At 48.9% G+C, this 18,287-nt stretch carries 13 protein-coding genes; 12 read left to right on the top strand and 1 reads right to left on the bottom strand.

Features of this window, described 5'->3' with window-relative positions:
* Positions 1-29 precede the first annotated feature (29 nt).
* The 9 genes from ACTHPG_RS15150 (at position 30) to ACTHPG_RS15190 (ending at position 14,213) form a co-directional block, all read left to right on the top strand.
* The gene (locus ACTHPG_RS15150) at positions 30-1,031 is read left to right on the top strand and encodes a metallophosphoesterase family protein (protein WP_440390423.1); all 1,002 of its coding nucleotides are present in this window, start codon (positions 30-32) and stop codon (positions 1,029-1,031) included.
* A gap of 163 nt (positions 1,032-1,194) precedes the next feature.
* The gene (locus ACTHPG_RS15155; RefSeq protein WP_440390424.1) at positions 1,195-2,223 is read left to right on the top strand and encodes a LacI family DNA-binding transcriptional regulator; all 1,029 of its coding nucleotides are present in this window, start codon (positions 1,195-1,197) and stop codon (positions 2,221-2,223) included.
* Positions 2,224-2,404: 181 nt separating this feature from the next.
* A complete protein-coding gene (locus tag ACTHPG_RS15160; RefSeq protein WP_215076322.1) occupies positions 2,405-3,676 on the top strand; it encodes an ABC transporter substrate-binding protein in 1,272 nt (423 codons plus the stop codon).
* A gap of 101 nt (positions 3,677-3,777) precedes the next feature.
* On the top strand, positions 3,778-4,665 hold the full coding sequence (locus ACTHPG_RS15165) for a carbohydrate ABC transporter permease (protein WP_036668619.1): 888 nt from the start codon (positions 3,778-3,780) through the stop codon (positions 4,663-4,665).
* Positions 4,658-5,503: a carbohydrate ABC transporter permease gene (locus ACTHPG_RS15170; RefSeq protein WP_036617294.1), complete on the top strand. Its 846-nt coding sequence runs from the start codon at positions 4,658-4,660 to the stop codon at positions 5,501-5,503. Before ACTHPG_RS15165 ends, ACTHPG_RS15170 begins: the two co-directional genes overlap by 8 nt.
* A 90-nt stretch (positions 5,504-5,593) precedes the next feature.
* Positions 5,594-7,090, top strand: coding sequence for a glycoside hydrolase family 30 protein (locus ACTHPG_RS15175; RefSeq protein WP_440390425.1), 1,497 nt, complete (start codon positions 5,594-5,596; stop codon positions 7,088-7,090).
* 368 nt (positions 7,091-7,458) lie between these two features.
* Positions 7,459-10,461, top strand: coding sequence for a beta-galactosidase (locus tag ACTHPG_RS15180; RefSeq protein ID WP_440390426.1), 3,003 nt, complete (start codon positions 7,459-7,461; stop codon positions 10,459-10,461).
* Between the two features lie 377 nt (positions 10,462-10,838).
* Complete coding sequence (locus tag ACTHPG_RS15185) at positions 10,839-12,173, top strand: AbfB domain-containing protein (protein ID WP_440390427.1); 1,335 nt, start codon at positions 10,839-10,841, stop codon at positions 12,171-12,173.
* A gap of 195 nt (positions 12,174-12,368) precedes the next feature.
* Complete coding sequence (locus tag ACTHPG_RS15190) at positions 12,369-14,213, top strand: RICIN domain-containing protein (RefSeq protein WP_440390428.1); 1,845 nt, start codon at positions 12,369-12,371, stop codon at positions 14,211-14,213.
* Between the two features lie 130 nt (positions 14,214-14,343).
* On the opposite strand, the gene solA is transcribed toward ACTHPG_RS15190, so the two are convergent.
* Entirely contained in the window at positions 14,344-15,480 is a 1,137-nt protein-coding gene (solA, locus tag ACTHPG_RS15195) for an N-methyl-L-tryptophan oxidase (protein WP_440390429.1), read from the bottom strand.
* A gap of 165 nt (positions 15,481-15,645) precedes the next feature.
* Here solA and ACTHPG_RS15200 point away from each other — a divergent pair, with 165 nt between their 5' ends.
* From ACTHPG_RS15200 to ACTHPG_RS15210, 3 genes are all read left to right on the top strand, one after another.
* Entirely contained in the window at positions 15,646-16,203 is a 558-nt protein-coding gene (locus ACTHPG_RS15200; protein ID WP_440390430.1) for a GNAT family N-acetyltransferase, read from the top strand.
* An 86-nt stretch (positions 16,204-16,289) separates the two neighbouring features.
* A complete protein-coding gene (locus ACTHPG_RS15205) occupies positions 16,290-17,045 on the top strand; it encodes an exodeoxyribonuclease III (RefSeq protein ID WP_440390431.1) in 756 nt (251 codons plus the stop codon).
* Between the two features lie 233 nt (positions 17,046-17,278).
* Entirely contained in the window at positions 17,279-18,262 is a 984-nt protein-coding gene (locus ACTHPG_RS15210; RefSeq protein ID WP_440390432.1) for an alpha/beta fold hydrolase, read from the top strand.
* The last annotated feature ends 25 nt before the right edge of the window (positions 18,263-18,287 follow it).

The raw sequence follows: 18,287 nt of genomic DNA on the forward strand, positions 1-18,287 counted from the left end.
CTCCATTGAATTCGCTTACATTTTAATATATGGACCATGAATGCAGATTAGAAGGTAAAATAAAGGAAAAGGAGGCATGTCCCATGAGAGTCGTATCGTTGGACGATCAGCCGATTGAACACTTCGCCTATCTGAATACCATCTCTGGAGGAGAGGTGATTGAAGCCCAACTCCCCATTTATCATGGCACAGTCTCGGAGCTTCCTGATGGAGTAGATGCACTCATTGTGACCTCGGATCTGCAAGGAGTTGTGCCTGCTGCGGAGCGGAGGGAAGAGGGCACATCTGGCGGAGCGACGGCTTCCAATGAGGAGACGTACAACAGTGTTGGAACGAATGCCGAAGTGGATAGCAACCCTATGCGAGGTGCCCTTGAGGATCAACTTCTTGGTGAAGTCCTGCCTGCTTACGTCCGGTTGTTGCTGGAAGTGGAATGGCCAGAGCTTGATCCGGAATGTATAGGCGTTTTGATGTGTGGAGACATGTATGCCCTGCGCGGAAAAAGGGGAGCCAGCGGCAATCCGGTACCCGTTTGGCTCGCCTTCAGGGCAGCCTTCGGCTGGGTTGCCGGCGTGCACGGCAACCACGACCTCACCGATGAGGCAGATGCTCATCGGTTGCACAGCGTCGAGGGCATCCATGCCATGGATGGCCCAGCCGCAATGATCAACGCTGGCCGCCCAACGGGTGGCCCTGCGCCAAGTGCCGCCCAACCCAGCCAGCTGCGCATCGCGGGCCTGGGCGGCATCATCGGCAGGCCGGACAAGCCGGGCCGGCTGCCGGCAGAGCAGTACCTGCAATCCGTACGCAAGCTGCTGAAGCAGCAGCCGGATTGCCTGCTTTTGCATCAAAGCCCGGGCATCGCCGAGCTTGGGCTTATGGGTGAACCACTCATCCGGCAGGCCATGGAGGCTGGGCCGGAGACGGTGGTGTTCAGCGGACATACCCATTGGGATACGTCGCTGGTTGAGCTGAGCAATGGCACACAGATTGTGAATGCCGACAGCAAGCTGTTTATTTTGACACGTTAAGTGACGGTTGACGGAGGCGAGGCTTACTTTTTTCATGGTGTCTTGGTAAAGCTCCTCTCTCTGTCTTCACAGCCCAATAATGAAACCCATTTCATCGGCATTCCTTATCTGGTATGATAAGCAAGGAAAATAGGGAAAATTAGAGAAAAAGGAAGGTTCCGCTATGACACCGATCACCATATACGACATCGCCAAGGAAGCAAATGTATCTGTAGCGACAGTCTCCCGGGTACTGAATGATACGGCACCTGTGCGTGCAAGCACCCGAGAGAAGATTATGTCCATCATCGAAAAACACCAGTTTCAGCCCAATGCGCAGGCGCGCAGTCTGATCAAGAAAGAGACGGGCACCATCGCCATCATCCTGCCGGACATTACGAATCCCTTCTTCCCGGAAGTGTTCTGGGGTGCGGAGAATGAGGCTCGTGGATTAGGGTACACATTCTTTCTCTGTAATACCGCAGGCGACTACAACAGGGAATCTGAATATTTGTCCATCCTGCGAGAGAAGCGGGTAGACGGGATTATTTTTCTCGGCGGGCGAATCAACATGCAGGTCTGTCCGGATGACATGGCGCAGGAATTGATTGATATGGGCAAACGTATGCCCATCGTACTGGTCAATGGCAATATTGCCAAAGGCGGGTTCCACCGGGTGTACACGGATGAAGGGGCAGGGGCAGCTCTGGTAGCTGAGCATTTGCTTGAACTGGGGCATCGCGATATCGCCTTTGTCGGCGGGCTGAAAGAATTGTCCACCACCATGGTCAAGGTCAGAGCTGTGCAGAAGAAACTGCGGGAGCATGGGCTCGAAATACCGAAAGAACGGCAGCTGCTCGGGAGTTTCTCCATCGACGATGGCAAACGGGAGATGTCCAAGCTGCTGGATCGGGACAATCCGCCCACCGCGGTCATATGTGTGAATGACAACACGGCCATTGGTGCGATCAAGTCGACGATTGAGCATGGGCTCTCGATTCCGAAAGATATATCCATTGTAGGTTTTGATGATACACCTCTCGCTAGTGCCGTTATACCGGAACTGACAACCGTATCCCAGAACACATATCAGTTGGGCAAACAGGCTGTGGACGTGCTGCATGAGCTGATTAACCAAGGCAAACCGAAGAAGCAGATCATTCTGCAACCGGAGCTGATTGTGCGTCAAAGTACAGGACCTGCTTCAAGATAAGGGGGCCTGTAATTGGAAAAGAAAGCGTTGACATTTCCTCGAAGGGTGAAATATAATGAGTGCGTGAATGAAACCCCTTTCATAAAGTGGAACGGGTTTTATGTTTCAGCTTAATGAAACCCATTTCATGAAACGGGTTTCAGTGTGGTCATCCATTCATTAGTTCAAGGGGGCGTAACGTATGAGAAGAAGTTTAAAGGTCATTTCGTTATTGATGCTGGTTATGGTAATGGGTCTGACAGCCTGCAGCAGCGGGAGTAAAAGTGGTTCCTCCGGAGAGTCCGGTGGCAAGGTTGATCTAAGCATGACGATCTGGGGCTCGGAGGATGAGAAGAAAATTTACCAGGAACGACTCGATATTGTGAAACAAACGTATCCCGATATTAACGTGAAGCTGAACGTGGTTGCAGGGGATTATGACCAGAAAGTACAAACGATGATCGCCGGGGGAACAGCACCGGACATCATGATGATCGCCGAGAACTATCAGGCATACGCCTCCAAGAATCAGATCATACCGTTGGACGACATGATTAAGGCGAACAATGTGAACATGTCGGAACGTTATTCCGATGATATTGCAAACCTCATGAAGTATGATGGCAAACAATTTGGTTTGCCGGATCGGGCAGGTGCTATGGTTCTCTTTTATAACAAGGATCTGTTCGACAAGGCTGGGGTGGAATACCCAACCAAAGATTGGACGCAGGACGATCTGATGGCAGCAGCTCAGAAGCTGACGGTGAAAGAGAATGGCAAAACGACTCAATGGGGTTACTACCCTGGCAGCTGGTGGCCGCAATGGATGCAACTCATCTACCAGAACGGTGGCTCTTTGTTCGATGAGAGTGGGAAACCGACCTTCAATACAGAGCCTGTGCGTAAAGCATTACAATTCATGAATGACCTGACTTTCACACATGGTGCGGGACCAACGCCTACAGAGATTGCCGACATGGGGAATATCGGAGCTGATCCGCTGTTCGCTCAAGGCAAGATCGCCATGGAAACGACCGGGTTCTGGAACATCGGTTCACTTGCCAAGGTAGAAGGCATTAACTGGGATATCTCTCCAGTATGGGGTGAAACGAACGCATTCTTTAACGGTTTAACGATTACCAACGCTTCCAAACACAAGGAAGAAGCATTCAAAGTCATTGAAGCACTGACCACACCGGAAGCACAGATGCCAATGGTCAAAGCCGGTCAGGATGCTCCTGCAACCAAAGCAGGTCTGTCCAGTGATGAATTCCTGAATGCTGAATATGGCGGCAAAAAAATCAACATGGCCGCGTTCAGTGAATCGACGATCTATGCAGAACCGTTCAATCCGCAATGGAACGAAATGATGAAGCTCATCAACGATAAGCTGGGTGTGTACTTCAATAACAAAGCCTCGCTTGATGATACTGTAACCGAAATTCAGAGTGGACTGGAAAGACTCTACAAATAGAAGTTTTTTCTGAACATGCACAAATAGCAGCGACAGCAGGACAGGTGGAATCGGCGTGAATGCGGGTTCCATCTGCTCTCTGCGTCATGGGAGGGCTTAACGTGAGAAAAAAGGACGGGAAATGGTTCTACATCTTCATCTCGCCTTGGCTGATCGGGTTTCTGGGGCTGACCCTCGGTCCGATCCTGTTTTCCATCTATATGAGCTTCACGAATTGGGATCTGTTCCAGTCCCCTGAATTCATAGGTATCGACAATTACAAAACGCTATTGACTGATGACCCGATCTTCTGGAAATCCGTCGGCAATACCTTCTTCTATGCACTGATATCCATTCCGCTGGGCATGTCGATCTCACTCTGGATTGCATACTACCTGAACAAGAAAATTAAAGGGATTACCTTCTTCCGTATTCTGTTCTACCTCCCTTCCGTCGTTCCGGTGGTTGCGAGTTCATTGCTCTTCATCCACCTGCTTGCGCCGACGGAAGGATTGATCAACCAGGCACTTGCGATCTTCGGTATTCAGGGTCCAGCCTGGCTTCTTGATCCCAACTGGGTTAAGCCTGCACTGATTCTCATGTCCTTATGGGGTGTGGGTGGTGGTGTGGTATTGCTGCTTGCAGGCATGAAAGGCATTCCGCAGGAGCTGTATGAAGCCGCTGCCATTGATGGAGCGAAGAGTACACAGTCGTTCTTCCATATTACATTCCCAATGTTGACACCCGTCATTTTCTTCAATCTCGTAACCGGGATGATCGGGGCGCTCCAGACCTTCGCGCAGGTCTTCATCGTCACTGCAGGGGGACCTGATAATTCAAGTCAGATGGTCGTGCCTTACCTGTTCCAGAATGCATTCCAATTCTACAAAATGGGATATGCATCAGCGATTGCCTGGGTACTATTCATCATCATCATGGCGTTGACACTGGTTGTATTCCGTTCATCGGCGCTATGGGTGCACTACGAGGAGGGAAAAGCCAATGAGTAATCCATCGACTGTGGAGAAGACGATCTCCTATATTTTTCTGATTCTGGTCGGGGTGCTGCTTGCTTCACCTTTCCTGTACATGATCTCCATTGCACTGGCCAGTGACGCAACAACCGTCAAATCAGCTTTTACCTTCGTTCCAATGGAGTTCCAGTGGTCGAACTTTTATACGATTTTCACGAATAACAATCTCGGAACGTATTTGAAAAACTCAGTCATTATTACCATCTTTACGATTGTTGGATCGGTATTGTCAGCTTCAATCGTGTCCTACGGTTTTGCCAGAATCAAGGCAAAAGGCAGCCGGTTCCTGTTTATTGTGTTGCTCAGTACGATGATGATTCCGGGTGAGGTGACGATGGTGCCGCAGTTCATCATCTTCCGTCATCTGGACTGGATTAATACATTTTACCCACTGATCGTACCGAGTTTCTTCGCCGGGGCGTTCAACGTATTCCTGATTCGACAGTTTGTCATGAGTATCCCCAAATCACTCGATGAAGCCGCCATGATCGATGGTATGGGACACCCGGGAATCTACTGGAAGATTATCATGCCACTGACTTACCCGATACTTGCTGCCATTGCGATCTTCTCGTTTTCCTATAACTGGGGCAACTTCATGGGGCCGCTCATCTATATCAATGATCCGGAGAAAATGCCGCTGGCACTCGGGGTTCAGCTGCTGACTACGGTAGGTGGCGGACAGATGCCGCCTTGGAACCTTGTCATGATCGCTTCCCTGTTCCTCACCATTCCGATGGTGCTGGTCTATCTGTTCGGACAGCGTTATGTCTATGAGGCCAACATTAGCGGCGGAAGCAGTGGAATCAAGTAACACAGATGATGCCTGTAGTGTGTGTTTTCGATCTAACATTCAAGGTCAACGGAGTCATCCAACGTACATGGAGAAAGGATTGTTTAGCCCATGGCGCATAAAGAACAACGCAGCAGAAGCAAACGGAGTTATATCCTCATGGGGGTTGCCCTGATTGCCCTGCTGGCAGGAGGAGGAATTGTTATCAATCATTTTGCCAATGAATCATCCAAAACACTTGTATTCCAAGAGGAACCGGTACGTTTGAAACTGGATCAGTCTTATGATCATTTTGAAGGTTGGGGCACGTCACTTGCCTGGTGGGCCAACGATCTCGGATTGTGGAAGGATCAGGCGAAGGTTAGTGAAGTGATGGACCTGGTCTTTGACCCGGAGAAAGGATTAGGTCTGAACATCGTCCGTTACAATATAGGCGGTGAGGAAAATCCGGAGATGAAAGCCCTTCGTCCCGGCGGGGACGTGCCCGGCTTCCAGCCTGAACCTGGAGAGTGGGACTGGGAGGCCGATGCAGGCCAGCGTGCGGTATTACAGGGATCGATGGAACGCGGGGTGAACATTGCCGAAGCATTCTCCAATTCACCACCTTACTGGATGACGATCAGTGGATCGGTTACTGGAGCCGTGGATGGCAGCAATAATCTGCGTGATGATCAGTATGATGCGTTTGCCGATTATCTGACCGAAGTCGTGAAGCATTATCGGGACGAGTGGGGGATCACCTTCCGCACATTGAATCCGCTCAATGAACCTTCCTCCGACTGGTGGAAGAAAGGCAATATGCAGGAAGGCAGTCATTTTACCAATGAGAAACAGGCCGAGATTATCAAGAAAGTCGCTGCATCGTTGAAGAGCAAAGGACTGGATGGAACTGTCATTAGTGCCGCAGACGATAACAGCATTGATGAGACGGTGTTCAATTTCAACCTTTACGATCAGGACACGCTGGACGTAATCGAGCAGATCAATACCCACTCCTATAATGGTAGCAAAATGGAAGAGCTGCGCACATTGGCAGAACGCCATGGCAAGAAGCTGTGGATGTCCGAGTACGGAACAGGCGGCAGCGAGCCGCACAGTCATGAAGACATGACCTCAGTACAGGAACTCGCAGAGCGCATCATGTTTGATCTGAAAATCATGCAGCCTTCCGCTTGGGTATACTGGCAGGCCGTTGAAGATGAAGGGGCCAATAATAATTGGGGGTTCATCCACGCCAATTTTAACGGAGAAGAGCAGTACGAGATGACCAAACAGTATTACGGCATGGCCCAGTTTACGAAGTTCATTCGTCCTGGTGCAACGATTATTCCAACGGATGATGGTCGCACGTTGGCTGCCTATGACGCAGAACGTCAAAGACTGGTGTTGGTCATTCGCAATGAGTTGTCAGCGGGTACGACGGCATTTGAACTGGAAGGGTATGCGTATGAAAAATCATTCACCGCTCAGGTGTACCAGACTTCACCAGAGCGAAATATGGAGCAACTTGAAGACATTCCGGTGTATGCCAACGGACTTGAAGTGCCTACGGCCGACAACTCCATTACAACCGTTGTACTGGAAGGCGTGACGTTGCAGGCGAAGTAATAACAGCGATCAGAAGGTTGTTAGGTCATCTGAGTGCTGGTGTAGATTGTCTTTTAGTTTTACGGATTTGGTTCGCCTTATATTTTAAAAGAGTTATAGGACATATGAAACTATATAAATTCAACTAAACAGTTATACCAAACGGAGGGGACAGAAAAAACTTGAAGAAGCGAAGCGGTCGCCTACAAGCTTTCTGCAAGAAAGCTACATCGGAAGCATACGCTATCACCGGATTTTCCCTTTGAGGAAAAGGGAATCAAAAAAAATCTGGGGATAACAGCGATCGGAAGGTTGTTCTGTCATCGAAGTGTGCAGTGTAAATAATCTTTAGTTCAATTTATATAAATAAAGAGAAGGAGGGGATATCTTTGACAGAGAAAGCATCCCTTTTGCTGCAGGAACAGGAGAAGAGCACCGCCAGGGCTGAGAACAATGTTCAATCTGAACTAACATACGATGCACGCAGTTTTTTCCTGAACGGAGAGCGTATATTTCTGAACAGTGCCACGATCCATTACTTCCGTATGCCGAGGGAGGAATGGCGTGAGGTTCTGTTGAAGGCGAAGCTGGCAGGCATGAACTGCATCGACACTTACTTTGCTTGGAACGTGCATGAACCGGAGGAAGGGCAGTGGTCCTTTGAAGGGGACAACGATTGCGGAGCATTTCTGGATCTGTGCGCAGAACTGGATATGTGGGTCATTGCACGTCCGGGTCCGTTTATCTGTGCGGAATGGGATTTTGGCGGTTTTCCATACTGGCTGGGTACGAAGGACGGCGTGAAATTCCGGGAAAATAATGAGACGTACCTGCACTATGTGAATCTGTATTTTGACCGGCTTGTGCCCATCATTCGGGAACGCGAGCTATCTGCTGGGGGCACGGTCATTCTGGTTCAGGTGGAGAATGAATACGGGTATCTGATGGATGACGTCGCTGCAAGTGACCATATGAATACACTTAGGGATGGATTATTACAACGTGGCATCGATTCTACGCTGATCACTTGCGTTGGCGGGGCGGAAGGCACGATTGAAGGTGCAAATTTCTGGTCCGGTGCTGATGGGCATTATGAGAAACTCAGAGTCAAACAGCCGGACACCCCGAAGATGGTCACGGAATTCTGGACCGGATGGTTTGAGAATTGGGGAGGGCCTTCAGCCATTCAGAAGACGGCGCCTTTGCTGGAGAGACGCATCATGGAGATTCTGCGTGCCGGGTATACCGGAATCAGCCATTACATGTTCTACGGCGGCACCAATTTTGGCGGATATGGCGGCAGGACGATGGGTAGCAGTGATATCTTCATGATTACATCTTATGACTATGATGCACCGCTGAATGAATATGGACGGGTGACACCGAAATATGCGGTAACCAAGAATCTGTCTTATTTCGTCCATGCTTTCGGGGACCTTCTGATGGAAACAGAGGAGATTCCATCAGAACAGATCGTTGTACGTCATCCTGAAGGCCTATCTGTACGAGGCAGACAGGCGGACAACCAGAAGATTTGGTTCCTGGAAAGTCACAAGGATGAACGCGAGACGATGCACATTACTTTGGAAGAAGGCCGGACTCTTCCCGTATCGCTGAATCCGGGACAGATTGTTCCATTGCTGGATCAAGTACAGATTGCTGATCAGGTATACCTGACTGCGGGTACGATGATTACGGGCAATGAAATGATAAATGGAACATTGACCCTGTTTATTGTGGCCCCAGCAGGGCAGCGTTCCATAGTTGAACTGGAAGCCGTGGACTTGAACGTCTTGGACAGTTCGGTGCAAGTACTGGTCGAGCATGATCCAGCAAGGAACGTACACCGCCTGGATCTGTTTCATTTCCAAGAGCCGGGAATGATCCAACTGGAAGCAAACGGCACACCCATTCGTTTGGTCATTCTGGATCAAGAGATGATGAATCGAACATGGCGATTGGAAGCAACAGATCAGAAGGGACTACGTTATGTGATCGGCTTCGATGACGTGGACGTGTTGCCATCTGGTCAGGTCAAGGGCATGATCACGGATTCGGATCGTACAATCACCCTGCTTGGTGACTGGACAGATGGAGAACGAACGTTAACAGGTCACGAGTTCTATGCCAGCCAGGCGTCCTCTACAGGAGCACAGCAGCAACTTCCAAGGACACTGCCGAGTGAGCCAAAGTTGTCTGATTCTCCTGAGCTGTCACGTATTACGTTAACTGCCAAGCAACGCTCAGCGAGTGGACAGCCGGAAGACTTTTCCCGATATGGACAAGATTTTGGCTATCTATTGTACGAATGTGATTTGGAGAGTCCGATCGAAGGGGCAACTAACCTCATTTTGCCGGATATCCAGGATACTGCCAGCATCATCGTTAATGGTGTTCAGCAGGCATTAGTGCGTCAGGTAGGGGCAGCAGGTGTGCAATTGCAGGTGGCCCAAGGGAAGAATACACTTCAGATTCTGGTGCAGCATATGGGCAGATTGAACTTCTCTCCATATTTGGGTGAGAGCAAAGGTCTGACTGGTGCGGTGTATCTGGGTGGCCAGGTTCAGGATATTCGTCGGAATTGGCATATGGAGAGTGGACTTGTGCATCTCGATGAGGTGAACGCTATACATGGAGCACCACTTCTCAGCAGAAGTTTTAAGCTGGATGGTATGGATCGGGCGATCCTCGTGGGTGCCTTGAGCAAAGGTCTTCGTATCAATGGCATCGAAGTTCCGATGGAGGGATATCAGGATTGGTTTGCCTTCCAGACGTTAGATATTTCCCTGTATATCAAGCCCGGAGAGACGAATACACTGGAAATGCCGTATAGCCGTTCATCACTGAATCGACTGGAACTGATCACGTATCCGAGTCAGGGAGAGCTGAAGGACTGGCGTATGGCAGGGACAGAAGCGTTACTTCCGCAACAATGGGAGAGATCCGAGGCTTTCCAACAAGCGACACATCCTGGTAACGCCGAAAGTGGCAATTGTACTGCCAATCTGGTGGCCCCTGCTTCGGACGATGGGATATCAAGTGTTACGGTGAGCGAGAAGGCTCATTCCACATCCGGTACCATTCGAGCACAAGACTCGTACGGTCAGCCCGTCTGGTATCGCTGGCGTTTCAATATGCCTACTATTGCCGAGCACTATAAAGTGAATTTGATGCTTCGTCTGACGGGGATGAGCAAAGGCACCATTCACCTGAACGGACATCATTTGGGTCGTTACTGGCAGATTGGCCCGCAAGAGGATTACAAAGTTCCAGTAGCCTGGCTACAAGAAGAGAATGAATTGCTTTTGTTCGATGAAGAAGGCAGAACGCCAGAACGGGTACGATTCCTGTTCGATATGCCATCCCGTTATCCGTGGGTTGTTGTGAAGTAGCATCACATAACGCAAAAGTTAACCTTTTACCACAGTCATACCACCTCATTTCCGTAATCGTGATACCCCGGGTTCATGAGTCTTCGAATTCAGTCTGGGGAGTGAATTGGACTAAGGGAATGGGGGAACTGTGGTGATCAGCTATGTACAAGGAGCATAGACAACATTTGTAGCTTTAGTATTTGTAACCGTTTACATAATTGGTGATTGTTCATCCATGATCTGTGAAGGGAGTGATGCTTCATGTAATTGGAATTGGAACAGCTAGTCGTAAGGTAGGCTTATATATGGATGACTCTAAGAAACGTTTAATTCGGCTGTAAGAAACGTTAAGTCTAATTCATTTTCCATTCAATCAAGGATAAGGAGATGACCTGATGTTAACGAAGAGGCAAGACACAGCAAGAGGATTCAGCGGTTTCAAAGCCGGAATGATCCTGCTGCTCGGAACATTACTTCTAGTAACAATGTTATTCCCCAATACAGCCATAGCAGCAACAAGTGTCTATACGATATCAGCCTTTACGAACACAAGTGAGTCCAATATGTACATCTATGAATCGTATAATGCGACTCATTATGGTTTGCTGAAAGGGCCAGCCTATACACCTCCGGCCGATCTGATCCGCGATCCCAGCATCATGAAGCACACAGATGGGCTATACTACATCGTTTACACCACGAATTGGTCAGGGAATACCATCGGCATCGCCTCCAGCCCGGATAAGGTGAACTGGACATTTGTCCGTAACATTACCTTATCCTCACCTACCACAATTGCACACACTTGGGCACCGGAATGGTTCAAAGACAGCAACGGCAGTCTGAACATTATCGTGTCCCTCTCCCCAGGCAACTATGAGAATTTCAAACCTTATGTACTCACAGCTTCTGGCAGGAATCTAGCGTCTACCTCATGGTCTGCACCTACTGAACTGGCAGGTATTGCTCCCAATTATATCGACACTTTTATCGTGAAGACAGGCTCAACCTATCATGCTTTTACCAAGAACGAGACCACCAAATACATTGAATATGCGACATCCACTTCGCTAACGGGTCCCTACACCTTTAAAGGTAAAGGAGATTGGGCAGGTTGGGGATCTTGGGTAGAAGGCCCTGCGCTAGTTCAGCTGGATAATGGTTCATGGCGAATCTACTTTGACGGCTATGCGGCACAAAAATATTATTACAGCGACTCTGCTGACAACTTCCAGACTTGGGGTGCCAAGCAGGAGATTGCGGGTCTTACCGGACTCGTCCGGCATATGACCGTATTGAAAGAGTCTGGACAACCGGGCGATATCCGCAAGCTGGAGTCATTCAATGTACCGGGCAGCTTCATTCGTCATTACAACTATCAGGCACGGATTGATGCAAGTGTTAGTCCGGTAGAGGATGCACAGTTTCGTATCGTTCCCGGGCTGTCGAATGCAACGGGCATTTCATTTGAGTCCATGAATTATCCGGGTTATTTCCTGCGCAATAATAATGGCAACATTACACTCGTGAAAAATGATGGCAGTGCTACGTTCCGAAATGACGCGACGTTCAAACGTGTCAATGGACTTGCTAACGCCAGTTTGACATCGTATGCCTCGTTTAGTAACCCGAACCTGTATCTGAGACATTACAATAATGTACTGAAGTTGGAAGCTGTCGTTACTGCACTCGATAAGTCAGACGCGAGCTTCCGAGAGGTTGCACCATAATGGGTGTTCTTTTGATAAGTTAAACTATACATTTACACGATAACGGAGAGGTCAGAAATAACTTGAAGAAGCGAAGCGTGCGCGTTTATCCCCGGATTTTCCCCTTACAAAGAATAATTAAAATCTGGGGATAACAGTGATCGGAAAGTTGTTCTGACATCGGAGTGCAAGTGTAAATCACAAGGAGTGAAGCGGATGAAGTGGTTAAAACGAATGAGCTCGCTGCTGCTGGCAGGAAGTCTGCTAACAGGCAGTTTGGGTCTGGGCACAGAGGTATCTGCTGCAGGAGCCTACACGGCTGTTGCCGATCCGTCGAAGCAATATCAGACGATGGAAGGATGGGGGACATCCCTCGCGTGGTGGGGCAAAGTGGTTGGAGAATATTCCAATCGGGATGAGTATGTGGAGAAAATGTTCAACGCAAATACCGGACTGGGGCTAAACATCCTGCGGTACAACATTGGAGGCGGGGATAATCCATCATCCAATATCCTTGAATATCGCAAAGCCGTTCCTGGTTACCAGCCTTCTCCCGGCGTGTATGACTGGAATGCAGATGCAAACCAACGATATATGCTGCAAGCTGCCAAAGCTCAAGGCGTGAATGTCATCGAAGCTTTTGCGAATTCTGCACCGTACTGGATGACGATCAGTGGTAATGTGTCCGGTTCGGCGAATGGTGGGAATAACCTCAAGCCAGATTACTATGATGACTTTGCGGATTACTTAGCCGAGGTTGTGAAGCATTTTCGGGATAACTGGGGGATCACATTTGATAGCGTAACTCCACTGAATGAACCGATCTCGACGTGGTGGAAGCAGGGCAATGACCAGGAGGGCATGCACTTTGACCGGGCGGATCAGAATACCATTCTGAGTCAGGTACAAGCTTCGTTGAATGCGAAGGGCCTATCCACAAAGCTGAGCGCACCGGAAGAATACAGCATCGATGATACGAATGTATCGTTTAACAGCTACAGCAGTGCGGTGAAATCAGCAATCACCCAGATCAACACCCATACGTATGGCGGAAGCAATCGCACGGCTTTACGCAACACGGCGACGTCTTCGGGCAAACATCTGTGGACCTCGGAATATGGAGATGGGGATGCAAGTGGACTTACGATGTCACGGACCATTCTCAAGGATATTCGCAATATGGGTGCAAGTGGCTGGGTGTATTGGCAAGCCGTGGATAGTGCAGAAGGATGGGGATTTTTCAAGAATGTGTTGAACAATACGCAAACGACCAGCTACACCGTAAATCAAAAATATTATGTCATGGGCAATTACAGCAAATTTATTCGTCCTGGATACAAGATTATCGGCATGAGTGATGCCAATACCCTTGCAGCCTATGATGCAGTTTCGGGCAAAGTTGTATTGGTCACAACCAATTCGGAATCAACGGATACTACAGTGACCTATGATCTCAGTCGTTTTACGAACACAGGCACGTCTGCTCAGGTCTATCGGACTTCTTCAACGGAGAAGTTGCAGCAACTGACGAATATTTCGGTACAAAACAAAACCTTTACCGCTACGGCCAAGGCTAACTCGGTTACAACCTACGTCATTTCCGGTGCATCTTATAATGGTGGTACAGGATATGAGACAGGGGCCATCTACAAATTAATCAACCGTAACAGTGGACTTGCACTTGATGTTAACGGTGCTTCTTCTACGGGTGGGGCAACGATCATTCAGTGGAATGATAATGGAGCAGCCAATCAGCAATGGAAGCTGGAGTCGGCAGGAAACGGATATTACAACATCCGCAATGTGGGCAGCGGGCTCTTGTTAGACGTGAATTCAAGTTCCACACAAGGCGGAGCCGCTCTGATTCAGTGGCAGGATAACGGGGGCAACAATCAGCAATGGCTGCCGATTGATGTGGGAGGGTATGTGGTACTTGCGAATCGTAACAGCGGCCTGACAGTGGACATCAATCAAGGGTCTCTGACCGCAGGTGCCTCCACGATTCAGTGGGCCGACAATGGCGGAGCCAATCAGCAATGGAGACTCGTCAAAGTGAATTAGTGTAAGTGGGCATGAATTAAACGTTATTACGTGTCCTTCTTTCTTGGAGGTGCAGTGCTCTAAGCAACACTGCACCCTCAAGGAAAGTAGCTATTTTATACATACATGTGTTCATCTACCTGGCTTGTACTTAACGAAAACGGGATAGGGCGAACCTGCTGATATCCTGATCCGTGTACCCCGTTTGCACCAAGTCGGATAATATTTGCCCAATGGCACTGGCGAACTTGAAGCCATGACCAGAGAAACCGCCTGCGAGCCACACACGTTCATGGGCAGGGTGACGGTCGATAATAAAATCTTCATCCGAAGTGAATTCATACTTGCACACACTACCCCGTTTCAATTCTCCAGCAGCCTGCGGCATATGAAGTTCGAGCAGCGTGCGCAGATCACCCTCGTCCGTTTCTTCCGTACCAAAAGGAGCCATTGTACTTCCTGGTGTCCACACCTGACCCGTATCATGACGACCCATCTTCAGACCTGATCCGCCCATGCTTGGAAATCCATAATATGTACCTTCTTTTCCTGCCAGTGTAAAACCGGGGAAGTTTGCCTCGCCATACATGGCTTCGGGTGCATCAAACCACCCAACCGTTTTACGTACAGCCTGGATCGGGAGATTCACGAAAGGTTGTAACGTCTGAAACCAGGCACCCGCGCTCAGGATGATTTGATTCGCATGGTATGTCTCACCACCTGAAGTCTGAACTGTGACGGCATGTGGTCCGTATTCAATATGCTCCACACGAGTGTACGTTAACAAGGTGGCACCATGAGCTTCGGCTGCCTTGCGATAGGCACGAATACAAGGTTCACTATACAGATAACCCGCATCAGGCTCATACATGCCCTCGTAATGTTCAGGTATTGTAATACCTGGCCAGCGCTTCATCATCTCGGCTGCGTGCAATGTTTCATACCGTATGCCGGCATCATCTGCATGGTTCAATCGGTTGCGGAAGGAATGAATCTCCGGATCGACCACATTCAATACACCTGAAGGAACAAACAGTGGATCGCCAGTCGTTTCCTCCAGCTCATGCCATAACTTCTGCGCAAGCAGTGCCATGGCCATATAGTCAGGCCCACCACTGTAAACATGGCGCATCAGTCTCGTATCTCCGTGATGGCTTCCTTCCGTATGCGGAGGGTCGAAGGCGTCTATTAGTAAAACTTTGCATCCACTGCGCGATAGATAATAACCTGCACTCATGCCCATGGAGCCGGCTCCTACAATAATAACGTCATATGATGATCTGGTCACGGTTCCGCCTCCTAGTCTATTTCCCATGTTAATCTTCTAAAGCATAATGTAGTCTCCCCACTAATAATAGTCAATAGAACAGCTTATAGAGGAGAGAGAGATGTTAATAGAACATATTAATAGTAAAATGGACTTCTACAATGAATGTTGCAAAGGAGACCAAGCATGAGTGAACAATTCAGTTTTGATCTATTTCCATTAATTCAGACAGAACGATTCATCCTCCGGTCGGCAGAGGCTGGGGACAGCCATGATCTGCTCGCGTTATATTCCGATGAAGCTGTGGTTCAATATATGCCATTCACTCCCTTTGAATCCGTCGAGGATGCACAGGGGGAGATGAACTGGTATACGAAGATTTTTAAGGAACACACGGGTTTACGCTGGATGATTGAAGACCGTGAAACTCGTAAAGTGATCGGAACCTGTGGGTTCCTGAACTATGAAGATGTACATAACCGTGCTGAGATCGGATACGACTTGTGCTCCTCTTTCTGGGGCCGGGGTGTGATGACGGAAGTGGCTCATGCTGTGCTGCATTTTGGATTCATGAGCTTGCAGCTCAATAAGATCGAAGCGAAGGTCGAACCGGAGAACGAGGCGTCAATTCGCCTGTTACACAAGCTTGGTTTTCAGAAGGAAGGCGTACTTCGACAGCATGAGTTCGAGAAAGGCAGATATATTGACCTTGCGGTGTTCTCCAAGTTACGAAGCGAAATATAGGCAAACTTCATCTCATTTCCAGGTCGTGAACCTTGTCCCCTCGAATTCGTCCGTGCTATATTGGAGAGATGTGAGGAGATGAGGATATGAAGCTGGTGTCCTGGAATGTGAATGGTTTGAGGGCATGTGTGACCAAAGGATTCATGGATTATTATCAGGAGAGTCAGGCGGATATTTTCTGCCTTCAGGAGACCAAATTGCAAGCCGGACAGATTGAGATGGACCTGGGGGAAGACGTTTATCAATATTGGAATTATGCGATTAAAAAAGGCTATTCCGGTACGGCTGTATTTAGCCGCATCAAGCCGATATCCGTTCGTTACGGGATGGAAGAGGACAGCGAGCCGGAAGGCCGGATGATTACACTGGAGTACGATGAGTTTTATCTGGTGAACGTCTATACACCTAACGCGAAGCGGGATCTGACCCGGTTGCCTTACCGTCTGGAATGGGAGGACCGATTCCGGGGATATATCCTGCAACTGGAGCAGACCAAGCCCGTTATCGTCTGTGGTGACCTGAATGTGGCTCATCAGGAGATCGACCTGAAGAATCCGAAGCCCAATCTGGGCAATTCCGGTTTTACCCTTGAAGAGCGCGGCAAGATGAGTGATTTGCTTGCATCCGGGTATGTGGACAGCTTCCGGCATCTGTATCCGGACCGTACGGATGTGTACAGTTGGTGGTCTTATATGCCGAAAGTCAGAGAACGGAACGTGGGCTGGCGCATTGATTATTTTCTCGTATCCAATCAATTGGCACCCAGGGTGGCGGATGCACATATCGACTGCCATGTGATGGGCAGTGATCATTGCCCGGTGGGTCTTACATTGCAACTATAGGTAAGGATCGGCGTGAGATGGATTGAGGTAAGAATTTTAGAATACAAGTATAGATGAACTGCAAGTTTCCTAGATGGGAGATTTGCAGTTTTTTTGGCGTTATGGGTAGGGGATGGAAACTGGACTTTGGTTGGGGAAAGGACTGGACTCCGGATTGTTTCAATTGGGTTAATTCTTGGGTACGATTGAAGCATACATATACAGATGAACCTTTGGGATAAGGGGTAGAGAAAATGAAGAAGGGGTTACGGAGAGGGTTAAAGGTGCTGGGAGGCATAATGCTTGCCACAGGACTTTTGCTGATGGCCGGTACAGCGTATGAAGCGTATCAATCCACGCAGGATATGAAGTCCTATCCCCCGCCAGGCAAGTATTATGAGGTGAGTGGTCGCAACATGCATCTTTACACCGCTGGCAGAGGAGAAGTTACGGTGGTTTTTGCCTCAGGCTGGGGTACACCCAATCCGTACGTGGATTTCAGTCCGTTGTATGACAAGTTGAAATCCAAGGTGAAAATTGCGGTATACGATCGATTTGGTTACGGATACAGCGACTATACGGATGAACCTCGTGATGTCGATACCATCTCGGAAGAGATCCACCAATTGCTGCGAACATCCGGGCAACGTCCACCATACATCATGGTAGGTCACTCTCTGGGTTCGCTGGAGACACTCCGGTTTGCGCAAAAATACCCCGATGAGGTGGCTGGCATGGTCATGATCGATGGAGGCAGTCCTGAATATTACAGTACGGTGGAGATGGATACGCCCGAATGGTATTTTGCTTCAGCTCGATTCCTGGTGAAAACAGGCGTAGCGCGAACATTGCTTCATTCGGATCGGATGATGGCAACGCTGGTCATTGACCCGAAGTTGGTTTCTACACCAATGAAAAAAGCCGCAACCATCTCTACATTGAAGCATGCTTACAATGATAACGTAATGAACGAGATGCGTCACTCCAAGATCAATGCATCACATGTGCTGGAGAACAAAAAGCAGTTTTCTTTTCCTCTGACAATCCTGACGGCCGGATCAGATCAACCAAATGAGGGGACTCGGGCATGGCAAGCAGATCAAGCAAAATTTGCTTCATGGTCAAAACAAGGAAATCAGCGGCTTGTTCCTGACGCCGAGCATTACATTCATAACAGTCAGCCGGATATTGTTGCTGCCGAAATCATGAAATTAGTGAAAACGTCCAGTGACCTATGAGTAACAAGATTCCACAAACACATGA

The sequence above is a fragment of the Paenibacillus sp. SAF-068 genome, assembly GCF_051967555.1.
Taxonomy (GTDB): domain Bacteria; phylum Bacillota; class Bacilli; order Paenibacillales; family Paenibacillaceae; genus Paenibacillus.